Annotated in this window: 19 protein-coding genes; 7 read left to right on the top strand and 12 right to left on the bottom strand. The window is 65.9% G+C overall.

Annotation, left to right across the window (positions count from 1 at the left end; genetic code table 11):
- Positions 1 to 121: 121 nt before the first annotated feature.
- Entirely contained in the window at positions 122 to 1,873 is a 1,752-nt protein-coding gene (locus I6F12_RS23710) for an ABC transporter ATP-binding protein/permease (protein ID WP_109145355.1), read from the bottom strand.
- A 387-nt stretch (positions 1,874 to 2,260) separates the two neighbouring features.
- Between I6F12_RS23710 and I6F12_RS23715 the strand changes: the two genes are divergently transcribed.
- Positions 2,261 to 2,659 carry an META domain-containing protein gene (locus tag I6F12_RS23715; RefSeq protein ID WP_036014293.1) on the top strand — a complete coding sequence of 133 codons (399 nt, stop codon included), beginning with the start codon at positions 2,261 to 2,263 and terminating at the stop codon, positions 2,657 to 2,659.
- 125 nt (positions 2,660 to 2,784) lie between these two features.
- On the opposite strand, the gene I6F12_RS23720 is transcribed toward I6F12_RS23715, so the two are convergent.
- The 3 genes from I6F12_RS23720 to I6F12_RS23730 all read right to left on the bottom strand — a co-directional run bounded on the left by I6F12_RS23720 (position 2,785) and on the right by I6F12_RS23730 (position 6,234).
- Positions 2,785 to 3,990, bottom strand: a complete 1,206-nt coding sequence (locus I6F12_RS23720; RefSeq protein WP_057027627.1) for a hypothetical protein — start codon at positions 3,988 to 3,990, stop codon at positions 2,785 to 2,787.
- Between the two features lie 197 nt (positions 3,991 to 4,187).
- Positions 4,188 to 5,819 carry a chaperonin GroEL gene (gene groL / locus I6F12_RS23725; protein WP_036014289.1) on the bottom strand — a complete coding sequence of 544 codons (1,632 nt, stop codon included), beginning with the start codon at positions 5,817 to 5,819 and terminating at the stop codon, positions 4,188 to 4,190.
- A gap of 118 nt (positions 5,820 to 5,937) precedes the next feature.
- On the bottom strand, positions 5,938 to 6,234 hold the full coding sequence (locus I6F12_RS23730; RefSeq protein ID WP_025033779.1) for a co-chaperone GroES: 297 nt from the start codon (positions 6,232 to 6,234) through the stop codon (positions 5,938 to 5,940).
- A 314-nt stretch (positions 6,235 to 6,548) separates the two neighbouring features.
- Here I6F12_RS23730 and I6F12_RS23735 point away from each other — a divergent pair, with 314 nt between their 5' ends.
- The gene (locus tag I6F12_RS23735) at positions 6,549 to 7,070 is read left to right on the top strand and encodes a hypothetical protein (RefSeq protein WP_036014287.1); all 522 of its coding nucleotides are present in this window, start codon (positions 6,549 to 6,551) and stop codon (positions 7,068 to 7,070) included.
- 233 nt (positions 7,071 to 7,303) lie between these two features.
- Here the strand turns inward: I6F12_RS23735 and I6F12_RS23740 are convergent, their stop codons facing one another.
- Complete coding sequence (locus tag I6F12_RS23740) at positions 7,304 to 8,089, bottom strand: protein phosphatase CheZ (RefSeq protein WP_225113353.1); 786 nt, start codon at positions 8,087 to 8,089, stop codon at positions 7,304 to 7,306.
- A 316-nt stretch (positions 8,090 to 8,405) separates the two neighbouring features.
- Between I6F12_RS23740 and I6F12_RS23745 the strand changes: the two genes are divergently transcribed.
- A complete protein-coding gene (locus I6F12_RS23745) occupies positions 8,406 to 9,236 on the top strand; it encodes a L,D-transpeptidase (protein WP_225133918.1) in 831 nt (276 codons plus the stop codon).
- 649 nt (positions 9,237 to 9,885) lie between these two features.
- Here the strand turns inward: I6F12_RS23745 and I6F12_RS23750 are convergent.
- From I6F12_RS23750 to I6F12_RS23775, 6 genes are all read right to left on the bottom strand, one after another.
- On the bottom strand, positions 9,886 to 10,701 hold the full coding sequence (locus I6F12_RS23750) for a DUF2076 domain-containing protein (RefSeq protein ID WP_225157331.1): 816 nt from the start codon (positions 10,699 to 10,701) through the stop codon (positions 9,886 to 9,888).
- A 124-nt stretch (positions 10,702 to 10,825) separates the two neighbouring features.
- A complete protein-coding gene (locus I6F12_RS23755) occupies positions 10,826 to 11,671 on the bottom strand; it encodes a ChbG/HpnK family deacetylase (protein ID WP_109145352.1) in 846 nt (281 codons plus the stop codon).
- The gene (locus I6F12_RS23760) at positions 11,668 to 12,705 is read right to left on the bottom strand and encodes a glycosyltransferase family 2 protein (RefSeq protein WP_057027634.1); all 1,038 of its coding nucleotides are present in this window, start codon (positions 12,703 to 12,705) and stop codon (positions 11,668 to 11,670) included. The genes I6F12_RS23755 and I6F12_RS23760 overlap by 4 nt, the downstream gene beginning before the upstream one ends.
- A gap of 86 nt (positions 12,706 to 12,791) precedes the next feature.
- Positions 12,792 to 13,769 (bottom strand): ATP phosphoribosyltransferase, encoded by a 978-nt coding sequence (gene hisG / locus I6F12_RS23765; RefSeq protein WP_225157332.1) that lies wholly within the window; start codon positions 13,767 to 13,769, stop codon positions 12,792 to 12,794.
- Positions 13,770 to 13,772: 3 nt separating this feature from the next.
- On the bottom strand, positions 13,773 to 14,924 hold the full coding sequence (locus I6F12_RS23770) for an ATP phosphoribosyltransferase regulatory subunit (protein ID WP_109145350.1): 1,152 nt from the start codon (positions 14,922 to 14,924) through the stop codon (positions 13,773 to 13,775).
- A gap of 130 nt (positions 14,925 to 15,054) precedes the next feature.
- Positions 15,055 to 15,810 carry a 16S rRNA (uracil(1498)-N(3))-methyltransferase gene (locus tag I6F12_RS23775; protein WP_225157333.1) on the bottom strand — a complete coding sequence of 252 codons (756 nt, stop codon included), beginning with the start codon at positions 15,808 to 15,810 and terminating at the stop codon, positions 15,055 to 15,057.
- A gap of 209 nt (positions 15,811 to 16,019) precedes the next feature.
- On the opposite strand from I6F12_RS23775, the gene I6F12_RS23780 reads away from it, so the two are divergent.
- Positions 16,020 to 16,682 (top strand): hypothetical protein, encoded by a 663-nt coding sequence (locus I6F12_RS23780; protein WP_225140496.1) that lies wholly within the window; start codon positions 16,020 to 16,022, stop codon positions 16,680 to 16,682.
- Positions 16,679 to 17,611: a 4-hydroxybenzoate octaprenyltransferase gene (ubiA, locus tag I6F12_RS23785; RefSeq protein WP_225157334.1), complete on the top strand. Its 933-nt coding sequence runs from the start codon at positions 16,679 to 16,681 to the stop codon at positions 17,609 to 17,611. Before I6F12_RS23780 ends, ubiA begins: the two co-directional genes overlap by 4 nt.
- A gap of 117 nt (positions 17,612 to 17,728) precedes the next feature.
- On the opposite strand, the gene I6F12_RS23790 is transcribed toward ubiA, so the two are convergent.
- Positions 17,729 to 18,247, bottom strand: a complete 519-nt coding sequence (locus tag I6F12_RS23790; RefSeq protein ID WP_074448043.1) for a DUF6101 family protein — start codon at positions 18,245 to 18,247, stop codon at positions 17,729 to 17,731.
- Positions 18,248 to 18,511: 264 nt separating this feature from the next.
- Here I6F12_RS23790 and I6F12_RS23795 point away from each other — a divergent pair, with 264 nt between their 5' ends.
- Complete coding sequence (locus tag I6F12_RS23795) at positions 18,512 to 19,903, top strand: TldD/PmbA family protein (protein ID WP_225157335.1); 1,392 nt, start codon at positions 18,512 to 18,514, stop codon at positions 19,901 to 19,903.
- Positions 19,890 to 20,708: a 3'(2'),5'-bisphosphate nucleotidase CysQ gene (locus I6F12_RS23800; RefSeq protein ID WP_036009209.1), complete on the top strand. Its 819-nt coding sequence runs from the start codon at positions 19,890 to 19,892 to the stop codon at positions 20,706 to 20,708. Before I6F12_RS23795 ends, I6F12_RS23800 begins: the two co-directional genes overlap by 14 nt.
- Positions 20,709 to 20,741 lie beyond the last annotated feature (33 nt).

Genomic DNA, 20,741 nt, shown 5'->3' on the forward strand with positions numbered 1-20,741 from the left:
CGCGAGGGCGGCAGGGCAACCTGCCGCCCTTTTGCTTTTCTCCACGCCGTCATGGCCGGGCTTGACGCGTGTATGGAGTGACGACTCGAACTTGATGATCAGCGGCTACCCAGCGCTCGCCTCAGCGCGCGGCGCTCGGCTCCGCCGCAGTCCGCTCGCCGCCGACGACGTGGATCGCACCGTCCTTCACCAGCGCCACCTTGCGGGTGTGGAAGGCATCGAGCGTCGAGCGGTGGCCGATCGAGACGATGGTGGCCTGCGGCAGTCTCTCCGCCAGCAGCCGGTAGAGCCGGGCCTCCGACGGCTCGTCGAGCGAGGCGGTGGCTTCGTCCAGGAACAGATAGTCCGGCGCATGCAGCAGCGCGCGCGCTAGCCCGAGACGCTGCTGCTCGCCGAGCGAGAGCATCCTGTTCCAGTGGCCGTCCTCGTCCAGCCGCTCGGCGAGATCGGGCAGCCCGACCGCGATCAGGGCCTCGCGGACCTGCGCGGCGTCGAACGCGCCCGGCGCTGCCGGATAGACCACGGCATCGCGCAACACACCGACCGAGAAATAGGGCCGCTGCGGCAGCATCATCAGCTTTGCCTTTTCCGGGACCACAACCGTGCCGGTGCCGAACGGCCAGATGCCGGCGATGGCCCGGAACAGCGTGGACTTGCCGGAGCCGGACGGTCCGGTCACCAGTACGCGCTCCGAGGCCTGAATGGTGAAGGCCTTGGCGGCCACCAGCGGCGTGCCGTTGGGCAGGTTCACGCAGAGCTGCTCGAGGTCGATATGGCGGCCGGCGACCTCCAGCGCGATGGCAGGCTCATGTGCCGGCAGATTGACCGCCGAGGCGACCGACATCTCGAAGCCATCGAGACGGGCAACCACCGCACGCCATTCGGCCAGGGATCGGTAGGCGCTCACGAAGAAGGACAGGGCCTTCTGCACGCTGCCGAAGGCGGAGCCGGTCTGCACCATCCCTCCAAGTTGAATCTTACCGGCAAAATAGGCAGGCGCGGTGAGGATGAAGGGGAAGATCACGGCGGCTTGGGAATAGCTCGCCGTGAAAGCAGTCAGACGCTTGGTCCGGCTCATGATCGCGTACCAATTGCCGACGACATAGCCGTAGCGGTGCAGCAGTCGTTCGCGTTCGGCGCCTTCGCCCTTGAGCAGTGCGATCTGTTCGGAGTTCTCGCGCACGCGGACGAGGTTGAAGCGGAAGTCGGCCTCGTAGCGCTGCTGCTCGAAGTTGAGATTGACGAGAGGCGAACCGATCCAGTGCGTGAGCGCGGTGCCGAAGATCGCGTAGACGAGCGCCGCCCACACCAAATAGCCGGGGATGGGAAAGTCGAGGCCGGAGATATGCAGCGGTGCCGCGTTCGACAGCCCCCACAGAATGACCACGAACGAGAGCAGCGTGACGATCGAGGAGAGCAGCCCGATGCCGATATTGAGAGTCTGCTCGACGAAACTCCTGACGTCGTCGGTGATGCGTTGGTCCGGGTTGTCGGCCGCATCGCCCTTGAGCTGCATCCGATAGTGGGTCGCGCTATTCAGCCATTCGCCCAGATAGTGACGCGTCAGCCATTGCCGCCAGCGAATCTGGAGCCACTGATTGAGATAGAGCTGGTAGACGGAAAGCGCGACGCTGGCGCTCGCGAGCAGTGTGAAGACGCCCAGCTCCCAGACGAAGCCGTTCCAGTCGCGCTCCTGGAGATAATTGTAGAAGCGGCTGTACCATTGGTTCACGAGCACATCGATGGCGACCAGCAGCAGTTCGATCACGATCACCGCGCCGAGCAGGCCGCGGCCGGCCCATTTGTCCTCTGATCGGAAATAAGGGATGGCGATTCGCCAGACGATCGCGAGCGTGGCGCGGATGTTGTTCACAGAGCTGGATCTCCTCAGGGGATGTGCACGATGCCCAGAGCCAAATAGCTGAGGCGATGGCGGAAATGGGCGCGCTTAGACGAAAGTCGCAAGTTCTGCAATTTGCGTTGGATTGTCGCAGCCAGCAACCCTAGCATGGTGCCCGCCGGTGCGGGGCAGGGTGCTCCGGGATTTCGCGACCTTGTGAGCGGACGGGAACCGCCGGATGCGCGAGAACTTCGCGCCGCGGCTGCAACTGGCTGCCGATCGCTTTCTCGTTCGGCGTGGTCTTCGAAGGCGCCCCGGGCTTCGCCATGCCGGTGCGCCTGCATCGACCATGCGCGAACCTTCTCAACGCCTCCGCCGTCTCATAGAAGGTGCGGCAAGTCAGGTCGGTCGAGAGGTCTCATGGTTTCGTTCCAGCGATTGGTGTGTGCGGCGGTTGCAATGTTCGCGATGTCCACACTCGCGCGTGCTCAGGAGGGGTTTCCGTTCGGCACCGAGATGACGCTGGAGGCGTTGCCGCAGGCAGGCTCGAAGCGGATTCCCAACATCGAGATCGGCGACAATGGCGAGGTCGTGCTGGAGCTCTGGTGCAAGGGCGGCAAGGGCCAGTTCTCGGTCGCCGGCAACACCGTGATCTTCGTGCCCGGCCAGATCCAGAACCGCAACTGTCCGCCGGCGAGAGCGCAGGCCGACGACGAGCTCGTCGCAGCCCTCGGCAGCGTCGAGACCTGGAAGCGCCAGGGCGACGTGCTGACGCTGATCGGCCCGAAGCCGCTGCGCTTCAGGACGACGGGGAATTAGGCCTCTGTCATTCCCCGCGAAGGCGGGGAATCCAGTACGCCGCAGCCTATCGATTCCATCGCTGCTGTCTCGGAGTACTGGATCGCCCGGTCAAGCCGGGCGATGACAGCGGTGGCTGTCTCAGCCTACTTCCACACCGACTTGTCGGCGTCCCAGCGCTGGCCCTTCAGCTCCTTGACGAGCGCCTCGATCGAGCCGTTGTCGTCGGGCAGATCGCCTTCTTCGTCGAGGCTGGCATCGTCGGACAGATTGAGCCTGGCCCCGCTGCCCTCGTCGGCCGTCGTGGTCGCCGGGCTGCCGATCCAGAGCATGAGCTTGTCCGTGGTGCCCGGCTTGTCGGGCGAGACCAAGCCTGCGACCTCGATCGTGTCGGTGAGCTCGAGCGCCGGGAAGTCCTGGTTCGGCCGCTTGAACACCAGCTTGAGCCTGCCGGTGGCCGGGTTGAAGTTTTGCGTGACCGGCTTTGCGGCGAGCGTCCTGCTCAGCACGCTCGCCACCGCCGTTGCAAGCTTGCCCTTGTTGATCTTGTCGCCCTCGCGCCAGTCGGCCGCAGGGAAGCGGATGGTGCGGTCCATCTCGGTCATGCCCGCGGTCCAGCCTGCGGCGGTGACGCCCGGCATTGCCTTGAACTTCGCCAGCAGCGCGCCGGCGCGCTCGGGATCGACCGACATGGTGATGGTCTGCTCGCCCGCGCGCAGCGCGTCGCAGCCGACATTGAGGCTCGCCAGCGTCACCTCGACCTCCTGGCCCTTCAGGCTCTTCAGGAAGTCGGTCGCCGCATCCAGCTTGACCTTGACCGCGATCGCTTCCGGCGAGACGTCGGTGAAATCCTTCGGCTGCGGCGTGATGCCGTCGTCGGAGGTCTGACTGTCCAGGAATTCCTTTTCGCTGAGATCGGAATTGTCCGGCGAGGTCACTTCGGTCACCGCCTGGCCGACCGCGATCTGGCCGCGGAATTCGAACATGTCGCCGGACTGCTTGCGCGTCAGCTTGACGCTGACCGGCGACTTCTCACTGATGCTCTGCGTCGTTCCGGTCAGCGTCTGGCCGGCGACCTGGAGGTTGACGACGAAGCGGTCCTTGCGGTCGGAGTTCTTCGCGATGGGGTAGCAGACGTCGAGCACCGCCGCGCTCAGCGTCTTGCCCTGGCGCGTCTCCTTCAGGATCACGTCGGCATTGCCGTCCATCAGCCCGTCCATCGCGGTGAAATAGCGCGTCTCGGTTCCCCCCGGCGCGGTCGCCTTCGGCGACAGCTTCATCTGGGCGGAGGCCTGCGGTGGAACGGCGAGCAGGGCCAGAACGGCCGTGGAGCAAACCAGAAGCGCACGCATCGATGACATCCTCGCGCAACGGCCATGATCCGGAAAGCGTGAAGCGGTCTCTAGGATCATGCCCGAACAATCAGAATCGGCGCGCCACCGTAGTGGGTTTTGGCCGCTGGTTGAATCGGAAAGCGAAACGGGCAGGGTCGGCAAAAAAGAAGGCCGCCCGGAGGCGGCCTTCGCAACTCTGTCACGGAACGGAAGGCTTAGAAGCCGCCCATGCCGCCGCCGGGGGGCATCGCGGGCGGAGCTTCCTTCTTCGGCATCTCGGCGACCATGGCCTCGGTAGTCACCAAGAGGCCGGCCACGGAGGAGGCGTCCTGCAGCGCGGTGCGCACCACCTTGGCGGGATCGATGATGCCCTTCTCGACCATGTCGACATAGTCCTCGTTCTGGGCGTCGAAGCCGAAGGTCTCGGACTTGTTCTCCAGGATCTTGCCGACCACGATCGAGCCTTCCACGCCGGCGTTCTCGGAGATCTGGCGGATCGGGGCTTCCAGCGCCTTCAGCACGATGTTGATGCCGGCCTGGACGTCGTCATTGGCGTTGGTGAGGCGGCCGACCGCCTTCTTGGCGCGGAGCAGCGCGACGCCGCCGCCCGGGACGATGCCTTCCTGAACCGCGGCGCGGGTGGCGTTGAGCGCGTCCTCGACGCGGTCCTTCTTCTCCTTGACCTCGATCTCGGTGGCGCCGCCGACGCGGATCACCGCGACGCCGCCGGCGAGCTTGGCGAGGCGCTCCTGGAGCTTCTCGCGGTCGTAGTCCGAGGTGGTCTCCTCGATCTGCGCCTTGATCTGGCCGACGCGGGCCTCGATGTCGGGCTTCTTGCCGGCGCCGTTGACGATCGTGGTGTTCTCCTTGTCGATCACCACCTTCTTGGCGCGGCCGAGCATCTTCACCGTGACGTTCTCGAGCTTGATGCCGAGCTCCTCGGAGATCAGCTGGCCGCCGGTCAGGATCGCGATGTCCTCCAGCATGGCCTTGCGGCGGTCACCGAAGCCCGGCGCCTTGACGGCCGCGACCTTGAGGCCGCCGCGGAGCCGGTTGACGACCAGGGTGGCCAGCGCCTCGCCCTCGACGTCCTCGGCGATGATGACGAGCGGCTTGCCCGACTGCACCACGGCTTCCAGCACCGGCAGCATGGCCTGCAGGCCCGAGAGCTTCTTCTCGTGCAGGAGGATGTAGGCGTCCTCGAGCTCGGCGGTCATCTTCTCGGCATTGGTGACGAAGTAGGGGCTGAGATAGCCGCGGTCGAACTTCATGCCCTCGACGATATCAACCTCGGTCTCGAGCGACTTGTTCTCCTCGACGGTGATGACGCCCTCGTTGCCGACCTTCTGCATCGCCTGGGCGATCATCTTGCCGATGGCGGCATCGCCGTTGGCCGAGATGGTGCCGACCTGGGCGACCTCGGAGGAGGCGGCGACCGGCTTGGCGCGCTTCTCGATGTCCTTGATGACGGCGGCAACCGCGGTGTCGATGCCGCGCTTGAGATCCATCGGGTTCATGCCGGCGGCGACCGCCTTGGCGCCTTCGCGCACGATGGCCTGGGCCAGCACGGTCGCGGTGGTGGTGCCGTCGCCGGCGAGGTCGTTGGTCTTGGAGGCGACCTCACGCACCATCTGGGCGCCCATGTTCTCGAACTTGTCCTCGAGCTCGATCTCCTTGGCGACCGTGACGCCGTCCTTGGTGATGCGGGGGGCGCCGAAGCTCTTCTCGATGACGACGTTGCGGCCCTTCGGGCCGAGCGTCACCTTGACGGCGTTAGCGAGAACGTCGACGCCGCGCAGCATGCGATCGCGCGCGTCTCCGGAAAACTTGACGTCTTTGGCAGCCATGGTCTGCAATCCCTCGTGTTATGTGATGTGTGTTGTCTTGTGCCGTGCGGCGGAACGATGGATGCCCGGATCGCCTGGATCCGGGCATGACATTCAGCGGCTGTTCAGGCGGACGGCCTTAGGCCAGCACGCCCATGATGTCCGACTCCTTCATGATCAGGAGCTCTTCGTTGTCGATCTTGACCTCGGTGCCCGACCACTTGCCGAACAGCACGCGGTCGCCGACCTTGAGGTCGATCGGGATCAGCTTGCCGGTCTCGTCGCGGCCGCCGGGGCCGACGGCGACGACCTCGCCCTGGGACGGCTTTTCCTTGGCCGTGTCCGGAATGATGATGCCGCCCTTGGTCTTTTCCTCGGCGTCGATACGTTTGACCACGACACGGTCATGCAGCGGACGAAATTTGGATTTAGCCATGACGTTTCCCTTTGGAGGCTCGCTTCGGAAGTAGTGGGGTCGGTGGGGCGGCGCTTCCGTCCGGCCTCGCGTCGAGGATCGAACGGCGCGCTTAGCAATCGGGCTTTCCGAGTGCTAATAGTGGGTCCGGAAATATGGCTTGGCCGCGATCCTGTCAAGCAAAGGTGGTTAAGCGATTGTTGAGGCGGATATAGGATGGTGGCATTGGAAACTCGCTCGGGGCGTCGCCGTAAAGAACGACGTCATTGCTCCGGCAGCGGTTTTGCGCTTGGCTGCGGGAGGGGTGCGGCCATGGTCTTGTTCGGGGGAATGCCATGATCAGTTCGGCTCACGCGCGCACGGTTGCCAATCTGGCGGCCGCCTCTTGTCTGGCGCTGCTGCTGGGCGCCTGCGGCGGCGGCTTCAACCTGCCGTCCCTCACGTCGTCCCCGCCGCCGCCCGAAGCCGAACCTGGCGTCGCTCCGGAAATGCCCGCCAGCATCCGCGCCGACGAGATCGTCGGCCGCTGGGGCCTCGCCTCGTTCCAGAACCCGGCCGATCGCGCCCGCACCGAGAAGATGGCGCGTGAGCAATGCAGGAACCCCTACGTGATCACCGCCGGTTCCTCCGGTGGCGTGATCATGCATCTCGCCGACCAGGCGACGCCGCAGGAGCTGCGGCTGAAGGGCTCGCCGAGCGGCAAGAACTACATCGGGCCGGCCGGCCCGACCCCCGGCGACCAGGACCGCGAAATCGTCTCCTTCGACGGTCGCGTCATGATCACCCGCTTCATCGACAAGGACGCTGGCACCCGCTACGGCAACATGGTCTACGTCCGCTGCGCGCCGAGGGCGTGACGGTCTCTTACTCTGTCCCCTTGTGGGAGAGGTGGCTCGCCGCGTAACGGCGAGACGGGTGAGGGGTCTATCTCCTCACGAACGGTCTTGCGAGTCGAGAGAACCCCTCATCCGGCGCTTCGCGCCACCTTCTCCCACAAGGGGAGAAGGGAAGAAGAGTTCACGATCTGCACCGGCCAAACAAAAAACGCCGGCCCAAGGCCGGCGTTTTGTTATTCCTATGTCGTCGCCGCTCAGTCGAACAGCGCGTCGATGTCGTCCTGCGAGGCGTGGCCGACGTCGCCGGCGAGCTTGGGGCCGTTGAGGAGCTTCTCCTCCTCGCTGCGGTTGTCGACCTGCGCGGGCACATGGGACTTGATCGCGTCGACGCCGCCCCAGATCTCCATCATCGCGTTGATGTGCTGCTCGATGAACTTCATCGTGCCCATGACCTTGCTGATGCGCTGGCCGGTCAGGTCCTGGAAGTTGCAGGCTTCGAAGATCGAGATGACGCGTTCCTGGATGTCGTCGGCAAGGCGCTTCTGCTGATCGATCGAGTCCACCTTCGACATCGCGCTGGCGGCCTGGTCGATCGATTCCGCGGCTTCGAGGATCTGCTGGGTCGCCTGCTCGGTGCCGCCGACCACCGCGCCGAGCTCGCCGTTGACCTTGGCCATCTCGCCGCCGTCGAAGCTCTTGCCGTGCAGCGTCGCGATCTCGCGCTTGGTGCGGTCGATGGCGTCGTGGATGAGGTCGAGCTCGACCTTCAGCTTCTCGCACTGCTCGATCTGCGCCCGGTAGGTATCGAGCATGGTGCGCGCTTCGGCAAGCTCGTGCGCGGTCGAGGCGTCGATCGCCGCCATGGCAGCGCTGCCGGACAGCGGGGCCGCGACGATGCCCTTCGCCATCTGGGCGCGGATCGCGCGCAGCTCGGCCATGATCTCGCTATGCATCGGGAGTGCCTCTTCAGTTACGTCTACAATGGGCATCTCGCCACCGACGATATCTTCGACGCGAAAACGCTTGCGGTGAACAGCCATCAGGATACTCCCCCCACCTCACTCACGCGTCTTTGTAGGCAGAAGCGATTTAACACGAAGTTCACAGCAGGAACTGCTGATCGGCCGCGCGCGACGCGGCGCAAAGAAGCGATTAACCATCACCGCGCGGCGTTCATCGAAAATAAACGCTGATCGCCAAATTGCAGGCGCGCTCGCGACGTGGTGAATCCAAACGCGCTGTCCGTTTACCAAACAAAACGGCTTTTGCTTTTTATTGACCACGTCGAAGAGCGCGGATCAGCCACCGGCTCTCCACGACGCATGTGATCTAGACGAAACAGTACAGAGTACGTCGATGTTCAAGAAAATGTCTGTCGCGCTGCTCGGCAGCGCTTGCACCTTCATGGCCGGCGCGAACGACGCGGGCGCCTTCGACAACAGCGTGCCGAACGATCCGCCCGCGGTGCTGTACCAGCCGCGCGTGCCGCCGGCGCCGGTGCGCGTGGCGTCCCATTCCAACATGGGCGGCGGCTTCATCGAATTCCTGTTCGGCGATGGCCCCGGCCGCGGCCCGGCCTACGCGCCGGAGCGGCCGGTGTATCAGCAGCAGCCGGGCTATTACGACCAGCGGCGCCTGCCGCCGATGGGCGAGCCGCAGATGCAAGGTGGGTATCAACAAGGCGGATATCAGCAGGGCGCGTCTCTGCAGCAGGAGGCGGTCGATCCGCGGCAGCGTCCGTTCGATCCGAAATTCGAGAAACAACTCGTTGACTATAGCGGCAAGGAAAGTCCCGGCACGATCGTGGTCGATACGCCGAACAAGTTCCTCTATCTCGTCGAGGGCAACGGCCGGGCATTGCGCTACGGCATCGGCGTCGGCCGTCCCGGCTTCACCTGGTCCGGCGTGAAATCGATCACCGCCAAGCGCGAATGGCCGGACTGGACGCCGCCGGCGGAAATGCTCGCGCGCCGGCCCGATCTGCCCAGGCACATGGAAGGCGGCCCGGAAAATCCGCTCGGTGCCCGTGCGATGTATCTGGGATCGACGCTCTATCGCATCCACGGCTCCAATGAGCCCTGGACCATCGGCACCAACGTCTCCTCCGGCTGCATCCGCATGCGCAACGAGGACGTCATCGACCTCTATGGCCGCGTCAATGTCGGCACCAAGGTCGTGGTGTTGTGAAGCGTCATGCGCTCGATGGAGCGATCAAGTCCGGGTGCCGCGTCGGCTCGAAATGCGCGGCGTCGAAGGGACGCTGCCGCCGCCAAACGTCTGCCTGAATAGTCCTACGTCCGCTGACGGTGCCTCGACCCGGGACGAGGGACAGCGGAGCGGCGAGGACGAGTTGATGAAGCCGAATGCGGTGCGCGAGCCGAGCGGTTCAGCCGCCGCACCGACAGCTCTGCCTTCCTGAGGCGCTCGTGCAGTCCCTCCAACTCGTACAATTCGGTGATGAGATGGGTCGTGACGTCGCTCAGGGTCGCGATGCGCTGTTGAAGTGAACTCATTCTTAAAACCCCCGACTGTAGCCAAGAGAGGCAGCCACGATGTGTGGCATAAGCAGTGTGTTCTTCCAATTGAACACCCATGTCCAAATTTGGAAATCCGGGAGTCTACGGCGGCGTGTGTCGGAGGACGATTTCGCCCGGCATGGTGAAGTCAGGCGCACCTCGTGACGTTCTGCACGGTGCGGTCCGACAACGCACGCACTAGTCATATTATATCGAATGGCATCATGGCGTGTGGTGGCAGAGCAGAACTGCGTTGAGCTCTGCTTGAACAGAAATCGGCCGCCCGGAGGCGGCCGTTCCACATCTGTCGGTCGAATGGCCTACGCGTAATCGCTGCCGCCGTCGTCGTCACCGCCGAAATCGCTGTTGTCGGCCGTGTCGAAGCTGTCGTCGTGATCGTTGCCGTAGTTCTGGTCGTAGTTGTCGCGCTCGTTCGACGCCTGGTCGAAGAAGCCCTGGCGGGATTCCCGGTTCGAGCCGATGTCATCGAGGCCGGCCTCGCGCGCCAGCGAGCCGCCGGCCTGATCGCCGCCGCCCCAAGGACTTCCACCAGCGCTGCGGTCGCCGAGCGCGTTGCTGTCGCCAAAACCCTGCTGGTGCGATCCGCCCATCATGCCGCGGATGCTCGAGAGCAGCAGCGAGCCGCCGACGACGCCGGCTGCGGCCGCCGCCGCCGTGCCGAGGAACGAGCCGCCGCCACCGCCGATCGGCGGAGCGCCCTGACCCGGACCTTGGCCGTAAGCCTGTCCGTAAGGCGGCGCGCCGTAACCCGGCTGGCCTTGCGGCATCGCCTGTCCGGTATTCCAAGCCGGACGCTGCTCACGCTGCGGCACATTCGGCACCGAGCCGCGGGACGGGCCGCCGCCAAACAATGTGTCGCGCATGGTGTCGAGGAAGCCGCCGGACTGCGCCTGCTCGGGCGCGTGGGCCGCTTCCAGCTCCTGGATGCGGGCATTGGCGCGCTTCAACGCTTCGTCCTGGACCAGCGTGGTCTGCACCAGCGCGTAGATGGCGCCGGGCGCCTTGCGCAGCCCGTCGGAGATCGCGGCGATCGCATCGGGATCGCGCTGTGCATTCTCCAGCTTAGAAAGCCGGTCAAAAAGGTCGTCGACGAGCTGGCGTTCCTGCGGCGTCATGATCTGTCTCCTTCGCGCCAAACCAAGCGCGAGAGGAGATGTAGGGTTCCATTATGGCCCCAACAGTGCCGGCCGGATTAAATTTCGGTATGCGACAAGCTGCCTCTGGGCCGCTTTTCGCCGTTCACTGCAGTGTCACGTTGCTGTCGGCCAGCAGGCGCGCGAAGGCATCGCCCGCGAGATAGGCGTGCTCGCGCTCGCGCACGTCGGTCATGGGGTCGAGGCCGGTAAGGACATCATCGACAAAGCCGGGATGGCACATCACGAGGCCGCCATCGGGAAGGCCGTCCAGGAATTGCTGCATCAGCGCGCCGAAATCGGCGGCGCGCGTGAAATCATAGGCGCCGGCGAAGCCGGGGTTGAAGCTGAGGCCGGCGCTGCCGGCGCGGCGGCGGAATTGCGCGCTGAGGATATCGAGCACCATGGCCTTGGGGGAGGCCAGCCGCTGCCGCAGCGGCAGGTCGCGGCCGCCTTGGCGCACCCAGGCGTTCGGCGCGACTTCGCTGACCGCATCGACAAAACCGTCGCGCACCTGCGGGAAGAGCTGCACATGCTGGTGACCGTCGACGAAGTCGGGGGTGCGTCCGAACGCGTCCATGAAGGCGGCCAGCTGTGCCTTCACCTCGTTGCGGATGAATTCACGGTCGAGCCGGCGCATCAGACCGGCGCGCAGCAGCTTGGGAAAGGCGAAGAACATGTCGCCGTCCAAGGGGCGGAAATGCATGGTGAGCGGCCGGAACGGCGCCGACAGCGTCACATGCAGCCCGATCGCGCAGCGCGGGCTTTGCTTTGCCGAAGCCTGCAGCGCCTCGACGTCGCCGCGCGCGATCGCGGGTCCCACCATCATCACCGAGGTGGCATTGAGGCGGCCGCGTTCGATCAGGTCGCGGATGGCGCGGTTGACGCCCGGGCTGATGCCGTAATCGTCGGCGCAGAGCCAGATCCGCCGCGGGCTCGCGGCCACGCTCATTCGGCTGCCGTCCTGCTCGCGGCATCATCAGCTTCGGAATGCTTCTCGCTGTGCTCGGCGACGAAGTAGATCGGGCGCGCCTTCAGCTCGGAGAGGATCTTGCCGATATATTCGCCGACGATGCCGATCATGATGAGCTGCACGCCGCCGATCGTCATCAGTCCGATCACGAGCGAGGGATAGCCGGGCACCTGCTTGCCGGTCGTGAACACTTCCCAGAGGATCGAAAGGCCGAACAGGAAGGCGCCTCCTGCGAGAATGACGCCGAGCAGGCTGGCGAAGCGCAAGGGCGCCACTGAAAAGGACGTCAGGCCCTCGATCGACAGGCCAAGCAGGCTCGCGGCGTTGAAGGTGGTGACGCCATGGGCACGCGCTGCGGGCTCGTAGTCGACGCGGATCTGGCGGAAACCGATCCAGCTGGCGAGGCCCTTGAAGAAGCGGTTGCGTTCCGGCAGCTGCCTCAGCGCCGCGACCGCGCGCGGCGACAGCAGGCGGAAATCGCCGGCGTCCTCCGGAATCTTCTGGCGGGCGCCCCAATTGATCAGCGCGTAGAAGCCGTGCACCGCGACCCGGCGCAGGAAGGACTCGTTGTCGCGATGCGCCTTGGCGGTGTAGACGACGTCATAGCCGTCATCGATCCAGTGCCGCACCAGCTGTTCGACCAGCGCCGGCGGATGCTGGCCGTCGCCGTCCATGAACATGACCGCGCCGAGGCGGGCATGGTCGAGGCCCGCCATCAGCGCGGCCTCCTTGCCGAAATTGCGCGACAGCGACACCACCTGAACGTCGATGGCGTCGGCCGGCAATGAGCGCGCGATCGCCAGCGTCGCATCCTTGCTGCCGTCATCGACATAGACCACCTCGCAAGACAGGCGATAGCGCTGCCGCAGGGTCTTGGCGAGCTCGCAGATGCGCTGATGCAGGCCGGCAAGGCCAGCCGCCTCGTTGTAGACGGGAACGACGATCGACAGCCCCTTCGCGGCTGCGCTGGCTGCGGTGGTCGTCATGCCGGATACGTCAGAGCCCAGCGTCATCGATCAAGGTTCCAGAGGTGTTTAGGTCTTCTCAACCGCATATGGTAGCTGCCGTTTGCTGTCGCAAAGCTGAACAAACCTTGGGCTCACCGCCGCAGGAACGCCTCCAGCTTGGCGAACAGCGGGTTCTCCCGGTCGAACACGTAGTCGAGCGACACCACCGAGACGGTCTCGGCGCCATGCTCGCGCAGGAAGCTCGCCAGCGCGTAGAGCTGCCCCGGTGGGCAGTGCAGGGTCAGCATGCCTGACGAGGTCGGACCGCCGAACGGGGCCTCCACGCCGAACCGGCTGTGGGCTTCCCCGAGCAGGGCGGCATCGCATTGCCGGAAGCGGGTGCGGACTTCGCGGTACTTGTTGGCCCGCGCCCGCGCTGCGATGTGATCGAGGATGACACGCGCCGTCTCGCGCGCCTGCGGCGACCAGTCGGCCTCCTTGGCGGCCACCAGATTGGCCTGGCTGCGCAGGATCACGCCGTCATCGAGCACCCGCAGGCCGTTGGCCGCAAGCGTCGCGCCGGTCGTGGTGATGTCGACGATCAGCTCGGCGCTGCCGGCCGCCGGCGCCCCTTCGGTGGCGCCCGCGCTCTCGACGATGCGGTAATCGCTGATGCCGTGAGCCTGGAAGAAGCCGCGGGTGAGGTTGACGAATTTGGTCGCGACCCGCATCCGCATGTGATGCTGCTCGCGGAAGCCGGTGGTGACGTCGTCAAGGTCGGCCATGGTGCGGACGTCGATCCAGGCCTGCGGCACCGCGACGACGACGTCGGCATAGCCGAAGCCGAGCCCCTCGATCAGCGACACGCGCTTGTCGGCATCGGCGATGTTCTCGCGCACCAGGTCTTCGCCGGTGACGCCGAGATGCGCGAAGCCGCGCGACAATTGCGCGGCGATCTCGCTCGCCGAGAGATAGGCGACCTCGACATTGTCGAGGCCTGCGATGGTGCCGCGGTAGTCGCGGGCGCCGCCGGCCTTCGACAGTTTGAGGCCGGCACGGGCAAAGAAGGCCTCAGTGTTCTCCTGCAGGCGGCCCTTGGAGGGAACGGCCAGAACGAATGGCGCGCTCATGACTTAAGCTCCCACCTTGCGGCCGATCCGGTTCAGCGCCTCCACCCAGACCGAGAAGCCGACCGCCGGAATCGGCTCAGCTGATCCGAGCTGGGTCATCAGCCCGTCGTAGCGGCCGCCGGCGACCAGCGGCTCGGTGCCGTTGCCGCTGTGATGCAGCTCGAACTCGAAGCCGGTGTAATAATCGAGCCCGCGCCCGAACGCGGTCGAGAAACGAATCTGCCTCACGTTGATGCCGCGCGCGGCCATGAAGCCGACCCGGCTCTCGAACTGATCGATCGCAGATGCGAGATCGAGCTTCGCGTCCGTCGTGAGTGCGCGCAGCTCGGCGATGGCGTCGTCTGGATTGCCCGAAATCGACAGGAAGCGCTTGAGCACGGCGATCGCCTCGCGCGGCAGCGCGCCGCCCTTCAGCGTCGATTGCTCAAGGAAGCGATCGGCGATCTCTGCCGTGGTGCGGCCGCCGACATTGGTGGTGCCGGCGATCGACATCAGATCGGTGACGAAGGCGAGTGCCGCCTTGCGGTCGGAGCCGGCAAGGGCCGCCAGCACGCCCTCATACTCGCTGCGCGTCGCGGTGGTCGCGGCCGCCAGCCGCTCCAGATCCTGCTCCAGGCTGATCTTGCGGTTGAAATCCTTGACCAGGCGGCGCCGCCAGACCGGATAGAGGTTGAGGGCGTCGAGCAGCGCATTGAACAAGGCGACATCGCCGGTGCGGATCTCGACGTCGCGGACGCCGAAGGCGGCCGTCGCCTCCAGCCCCAGCGCCAGCATCTCGGCATCGGCCGCGGCGCGGTCCTGACGGGCGAACGATTCGATACCGGCCTGGAGGAATTCACGGGCCTGGCCGCTACGGTAGCGGAACACCGGACCGAGATAGCTGAACCCCGCCGGCTGGCCGGCGCGCCCCGAGGCCAGATAGTCGCGCGCGACAGGAATGGTCAGGTCCGGGCGCAGGCAGAGCTCCTCGCCGGAGAGGTCGGTGGTCAGGTAGAGGCTCTTGCGGATGTCCTCGCCGGACAGGTCCAGGAACGGCTCGGCTGGCTGCAGGATGGCGGGCTCGGCCCTGACATAGCCGGCCTGCGCGAACGACAAGAGCAGCGTATCCGCCCAGGCGGCAGAGCCGGCAGCATTTGAGGTGGCAGTCGCGGTCATCTCACGGGTCCATCGTCCCGGCGGAACCGGGCAGGCAAGGGGAGGCGAATTGGCGCAGCCCTTAGCATGGCCCGACAGCGGTTTCGACCTCCAAAGGATCAATCGCTTAACGGGTGGGCAATGCGCAGGATCAGGCGCTTTTGCCGCGCCAATCCCCCAGCACCGCTTGCACCAGCGCCAGCGCGGCCACGGCGGCGGTGTCCGCCCGCATGATGCGGGGGCCGAGCGCCAGCCGCAGGATTTTGGGCTGGCGCAGCAAGAGCGCCCGCTCCTCCTCGGCAAAACCGCCCTCGGGGCCGATCAGCACGTCGATACCGCGTCCGATCTCGCGCGCGCCTTGCAGGCTCTGAACGGGATCCTGGACCTCCGCCGCCTCGTCGCAGAAGATCAGCAGACGGTCGGCGGGCCGCTGGCTCAGGAAGCGCTCCAGCGGCACCGGCTCGGCCACGCTGGCGATGCTGAGGATGCCGCATTGCTCGGCCGCCTCGACCACATTGGCGCGCATCCGCTCGGTGTTGACCCGGGAGGCCTGGGTGAACCGGGTCAGCACCGGCTGCAGGGCGGCGGCGCCCATCTCGATGGCCTTCTGCACCATGTAGTCCAGCCGGGCATGTTTGAGCGGGGCAAAGACGTAAGTGAGGTCGGCGAGATGGTCCTGGGGCCGGGTCTGCTGCAGGATCACGAGGCCGTCCGGCCGCTTGCGGCCCTCGATGGCGGCCTGCCACTCGCCATCCCTGCCGTTGAAGGCCAGGACCTCGGCCCCGGCCGCCAGCCGCAGCACATTGCCGAGATAGTTGCTCTGGTCGCGGTCGAGCGGCACCCTGGCGTCCTGGGCCAGGGGGGCATCGACGAACAGGCGGGGGGCGCGAAAATCGTGGGAAGGCATCGCTTGGGATCCGATTACCGGCCGTTCTTAACCGAAAGGCGCCATTTCGGGGGTAAATATTGCCGAACTGGTGCGTCCCAGCGCCGCGCTCTCGCCCTATTCCACGGGTTGTTAAGCGCCGGCGGGAATCGTAAAAACGCGAACACGCTGGTCGCGCTTCAATTAGGAAGCCCTGAGCCCCGTAAGCTCCTGCCGGAGAGACTGTCTTGATGATCCGCCATTTGATGGTTCCGATCACTGCCGCCATGGTGGCCATGGGTGCTGCGGGCGCGACTGCGCAAAGCGCGTTCCCGGCGCCGCTGCCCAACCAGCCTGCCGCCAATTCCCCATTTCCTCCGGTTAACGGTTCGGCACCCGCTGCTTCGCTCGGTGCGGCGCCGCAATCGTCCTTTCCCGTGAACGGTGCTGCCCCGATCGGTGGCGCTGGCGCCTTCAGCGCGGCTCCCCCGACGCAGGCCGGTCCCGGCGAGGACTGCATGAAGGCATTCATTCCGCTGCGCGAGGAAGCCGAGAAGCGCGGCAAGCTGATCAAGGCCGCGAGCGATCGTCGCGCGCAGCCGGACGAGGCCTGCAAGCTGATCCGCAATTTCAGCCAGGCTGAAGTCAAGATGATCAAGTACATCGAGACCAATGCCGCCAAATGCGGAATCCCGCCCCAGATCGGTGCGCAGCTGAAGGAAGGTCACAAGAACACCGAGGCCATGGCGACGAAGGTCTGCAACGTCGCGCAACAGATGCAGAACCAGCCGCGCGGTCCGGCCGGTCCGTCGCTGAGCGAGGTGCTGGGCTCTGGCTCCGCGCCCGAGGCCAATGCCGGCAGGAAGGGTGGCAGCACCTTCGATACGCTCAACGGCAACGTCCTGACCCGATGAGCGATACATCCGCCCGCGTTGCCGATTCCACCGGCAACTGGGTCGATACGCTCGCGCCGCATTGGGCGCGGCCTTACCTGCGCCTGTCCCGCTTCGATCGCCCGATCGGCTCCTGGCTTCTCCTGATGCCATGCTGGTGGTCGGCGGCGCTGGCCGCCGGCATGGCGCATGACGTTCGCGGCCTGCCGCTCACCATCGTGCTGTTCTTCATCGGCGCTTTCGTCATGCGCGGGGCCGGCTGCACCTGGAACGACATCACCGATCGCGACCTCGACGGCAAGGTCGAGCGCACGCGCTCGCGGCCGCTGCCGTCGGGGCAGGTGACCACCAGGCAGGCGCTGGTCTTCATGGTCGCGCAGGCGCTGGTCGGTCTTGCGGTGCTGCTGCAGTTCAACCGCTTCGCGATTGCAACGGGCATCGCCTCACTCCTGATCGTCGCGATCTATCCCTTCATGAAGCGCATCACCTGGTGGCCGCAGATCGTGCTCGGGCTCGCCTTCTCCTGGGGCGCGTTGATGGGGTTTGCCGTCACCTTCGGCCGCATCGACGCCACCGCGCTCGTGCTCTATGCCGGCGCGATCTCCTGGGTGATCGGCTATGACACCATCTACGCGCATCAGGACACTGAGGACGACGCGTTGATCGGCATCAAGTCGACCGCGCGCCTGTTCGGCGCGCATACGCGCCAGGCGCTGGTCCTGTTCTACGGGCTCGCGGTGATGCTGATCGGCGTCGCGCTGGCATCCGGCGAAGCGCGCTGGCCGGCCTGGCTTGGGCTTGCCGCCTTCGCCGCGCATCTGGTGTGGCAGATCGTGCGGCTGCGCATCAACGATCCCGAGCTGTGCCTGCGCCTGTTCAAGTCGAACAAGCATGCGGGCCTGTTGCTGTTTGCGGGATTGCTGGTGGATGCGATGCTGCGGGCGGCGTGAGGCGAATGCGTAGGGTGGATTAGCGAAGCGTAATCCACCAACTTCTATCCGAGGGGAAAGCAATAGGTGGGTTACGCCCTTCGGGCTAACCCACCCTACGACACCTGTGATTGCCGCCTAATTCCTCGCGATGATCTCGCGCTCGCCCTGATGAACCGGCAGCTCGCGCGCCATTGCGGTGCGCCGGCGCATCAAGAATTTCGGACGGCGGGCGCGGATCGCATTGGCGCGGCGGCGGCGTGGTGCGGGTTTGCGCGCGCCTTCGTCGAGCTGCGGCAGCGCAAAGATCTCGCTCCAGATCGCCCAGGCCTGCGCGATCTCGTCCGCGTCCGCGCTGATCAGTAGCGGGATGGACAGCGAAGGATCGCGATGCACGAGGACGAGCGTCTGCGTCTCGTCATTGCCGCGGAGCGCAACGCCGGTGAAGTCGGCGACGCGCACGTTGATCGCCATCTGCATGCCGCGCACGGCACGGCGCAGCACGACACGCTCGCGATGAAGCTCGATCTGCCTGACATGCCCGTCGGCGCGCGGATCATGCGCATCGAAGCGGACCGGAAGGGAAAGAGGGTCGAGCCGCAGGGAGCGGCTCGACCCGGCGGGGTGGACCCCGCATGTTGCTGTTTGACGCCTCACGGCTTCGTTCTCCCCGCCAGGATTATGTTCCCGGTCGATGCGAGGACCTTAGCGCCGGGCGGTCCGAAACCGCTTAAAAAGGCTGGTTAACCCACCGTCACTCGCTCCTCATGATTGACAAGACCTTGGCGTGCATGATTGACGAGACGTTGCGCCGACGTCGCGAATCTGAGCTTTTGGCGGGCTGAAAATGCTTGAAGTCCGCGCTATCAGGGCACATCTGTGGGTTCCGGTCCCGAACCCCGCCCCAACAGGATTTCGTTCGTGAACTCTTCACCAAGCCCGACGCTTTCGCCTTCCGCCAATCGCGACCTGTTCGATCAGTCCGCGCTCTCCGATCTCGCGCAGCGGCTGGTCGAGGCGGCCAAGCGCGCCGGCGCGGATGCGGCCGACGCGGTCGCGGTGCGCGGCGTCTCGCAGGGCGTCGAGGTCCGCGACGGACGCGTCGAGGAATCCGAGCGGTCCGAGGGTGACGATGTCGGTCTGCGCGTGCTGGTCGGTCAGCGTCAGGCGGTGGTCTCCACCAACGACGTCAGCGGCGATGCCGTCACCAAGCTCGCCGAGCGTGCGGTTGCGATGGCGCGCGTCGCGCCCGACGACAAATATGTCGGCCTTGCCGATCCCGCGCTGCTCGCGCGCGACTTTCCCGATCTCGACCTGCTCGATCCCGCCGTGCCCACGACGACCGAGCTCGAGCGCCGCGCGCTCGCGGCCGAAGCTGCCGCGCTCGGCGTCAAGGGCGTGACCAAGTCCGGCGGCGCCTCGGCTTCCGCCGGCATCGGCGGCATGGTGCTCGTCACCTCGACCGGCTTCCACGGCTCCTATCTGCGCTCCAGCCAGGGCATCTCCGCCACCGCCATATCGGGCGAAGGCACCGGCATGGAGCGCGACTACGACTTCACCTCGGCGCCGCATGGCGCCGATCTGCTGTCGCCGGAGGTCGTCGGCCGCTCCGCCGGCGAGCGCACCGTGGCGCGCTACAATCCGCGCAAGGTCGAGACCTGCAAGGTCCCGGTGGTGTTCGATCCGCGCGTCGCCGGCTCGCTGGTCGGCCATCTCGTCGGCGCCATCAACGGCGCCTCGATCGCGCGCAAGACCAGCTTCCTGAAGGACAAGCTCGGCCAGCAGCTGTTTGCGAAGAACATCCGCATCATCGACGATCCCCTGCGCAAGCGCGGGCTGCGCTCGCAGACCTTCGATGCCGAAGGCGTCGCGGTGAAGCGGACCGCGCTGGTCGACGACGGCGTGTTGACGACTTGGCTGCTCGACTGTGCCACCGCGCGCGAGCTCGGCCTCACCACCACCGGTCACGCCCATCGCGGCGTGTCCTCCTCGCCTTCGCCGGGGCCGTACAATCTGCATCTCGAGCCCGGCTCTGCAACGCCGGCCGAGCTGATCGCCGACATCAAGCAGGGCTTCTACGTCACCGACCTGATCGGCTCCGGCGTCAACGGCGTCACCGGCGATTACAGCCGCGGCGCCTCCGGCTTCTGGATCGAGAACGGCGAGATCACCTATCCCGTCAGCGAGGTGACGATCGCCGGCCATCTGTTCGAGATCTTCAGGTCGATGCAGCCTGCGAACAATCTCGAATTCCGCTACGGCATCAATGCGCCGACGGTGCGCATCGAGGGTTTGACGCTTGGCGGACGCTGACGCGCATTCTCTCGACCACACCCTCCTGACCCGCGACGCGGCGCTGCTGAAGGACACGGTGCGGGAGGCGGGCGCGCTGGCGCAGTCGATGTTCCGCACCGAGCTGAGGAAGTGGACCAAGGGCGCGTCCTCGCCGGTGTCGGAGGCCGACATCGCCGTCAACGATCTGCTCGAATCGCGCCTGCGTGCCGCAACGCCCGAATATGGCTGGCTGTCCGAGGAGAGCGCCGACGATGCGGCGCGGCTGTCGCGGCGGCTGACCTGGATCGTCGATCCCATCGACGGCACGCGCAATTATCTCGGCGGCCATGACGAATGGTGCGTCAGCGTGGCGCTGGTGGCGGACGCTTCGCCGGTGCTCGCCGCCGTATTCGCCCCGGCCAGCGACGAATTCTTCTTCGCGGTGCGCGGCAAGGGCACGACGCTCAACGACAAGCCGGTGCGCGCGACAGGCGGATCCGAACTCGACTTCGCCCGCGTCGCCGGCCCGAAGCCGCTGGTCGAGCGGCTGAAGCCGTCACTCGGCGAGATCAAGCTGCACCGGCGGATCGGCTCGCTGGCGCTGCGGCTGTGCCGGGTCGCCGATGGCGCGCTGGATGCGGCATTTGCGGGCGGCAACAGCCATGATTGGGATCTTGCGGCGGCCGATTTGATCGTGCAGGAAGCGGATGGTAGGATGAGCGACCTCTCCGGAGAACCCATCCTCTATAACCGCCGGGAAGTGGCGCACGGGGTGCTGGTGGCAGCGGGACGCGAACGTCATGCGGGCATTGTCGCGCATTTTCGCAACCGTCCGATAGCCTAAGGCGCATTCGTGGTGCTTCTCGAACACTGCTTT

It is taken from the genome of Bradyrhizobium sp. IC4059 (assembly GCF_020193615.1).
Taxonomy (GTDB): domain Bacteria; phylum Pseudomonadota; class Alphaproteobacteria; order Rhizobiales; family Xanthobacteraceae; genus Bradyrhizobium; species Bradyrhizobium yuanmingense.

Coding starts and splice junctions, on each gene's coding strand:
- hisG (WP_225157332.1), bottom strand. CDS start 13,769: ATGAGCGCGCCATTCGTTCTGGCCGTTCCCTCCAAGGGCCGCCTGCAG.
- ubiA (WP_225157334.1), top strand. CDS start 16,679: ATGAGCGATACATCCGCCCGCGTTGCCGATTCCACCGGCAACTGGGTC.
- I6F12_RS23755 (WP_109145352.1), bottom strand. CDS start 11,671: ATGAGCGTGGCCGCGAGCCCGCGGCGGATCTGGCTCTGCGCCGACGAT.
- I6F12_RS23740 (WP_225113353.1), bottom strand. CDS start 8,089: ATGGCTGTTCACCGCAAGCGTTTTCGCGTCGAAGATATCGTCGGTGGC.
- I6F12_RS23750 (WP_225157331.1), bottom strand. CDS start 10,701: ATGACGCCGCAGGAACGCCAGCTCGTCGACGACCTTTTTGACCGGCTT.
- I6F12_RS23720 (WP_057027627.1), bottom strand. CDS start 3,990: ATGCGTGCGCTTCTGGTTTGCTCCACGGCCGTTCTGGCCCTGCTCGCC.
- I6F12_RS23730 (WP_025033779.1), bottom strand. CDS start 6,234: ATGGCTAAATCCAAATTTCGTCCGCTGCATGACCGTGTCGTGGTCAAA.
- I6F12_RS23780 (WP_225140496.1), top strand. CDS start 16,020: ATGATCCGCCATTTGATGGTTCCGATCACTGCCGCCATGGTGGCCATG.
- I6F12_RS23775 (WP_225157333.1), bottom strand. CDS start 15,810: ATGCCTTCCCACGATTTTCGCGCCCCCCGCCTGTTCGTCGATGCCCCC.
- I6F12_RS23745 (WP_225133918.1), top strand. CDS start 8,406: ATGTTCAAGAAAATGTCTGTCGCGCTGCTCGGCAGCGCTTGCACCTTC.
- groL (WP_036014289.1), bottom strand. CDS start 5,819: ATGGCTGCCAAAGACGTCAAGTTTTCCGGAGACGCGCGCGATCGCATG.
- I6F12_RS23735 (WP_036014287.1), top strand. CDS start 6,549: ATGATCAGTTCGGCTCACGCGCGCACGGTTGCCAATCTGGCGGCCGCC.
- I6F12_RS23715 (WP_036014293.1), top strand. CDS start 2,261: ATGGTTTCGTTCCAGCGATTGGTGTGTGCGGCGGTTGCAATGTTCGCG.
- I6F12_RS23770 (WP_109145350.1), bottom strand. CDS start 14,924: ATGACCGCGACTGCCACCTCAAATGCTGCCGGCTCTGCCGCCTGGGCG.
- I6F12_RS23760 (WP_057027634.1), bottom strand. CDS start 12,705: ATGACGCTGGGCTCTGACGTATCCGGCATGACGACCACCGCAGCCAGC.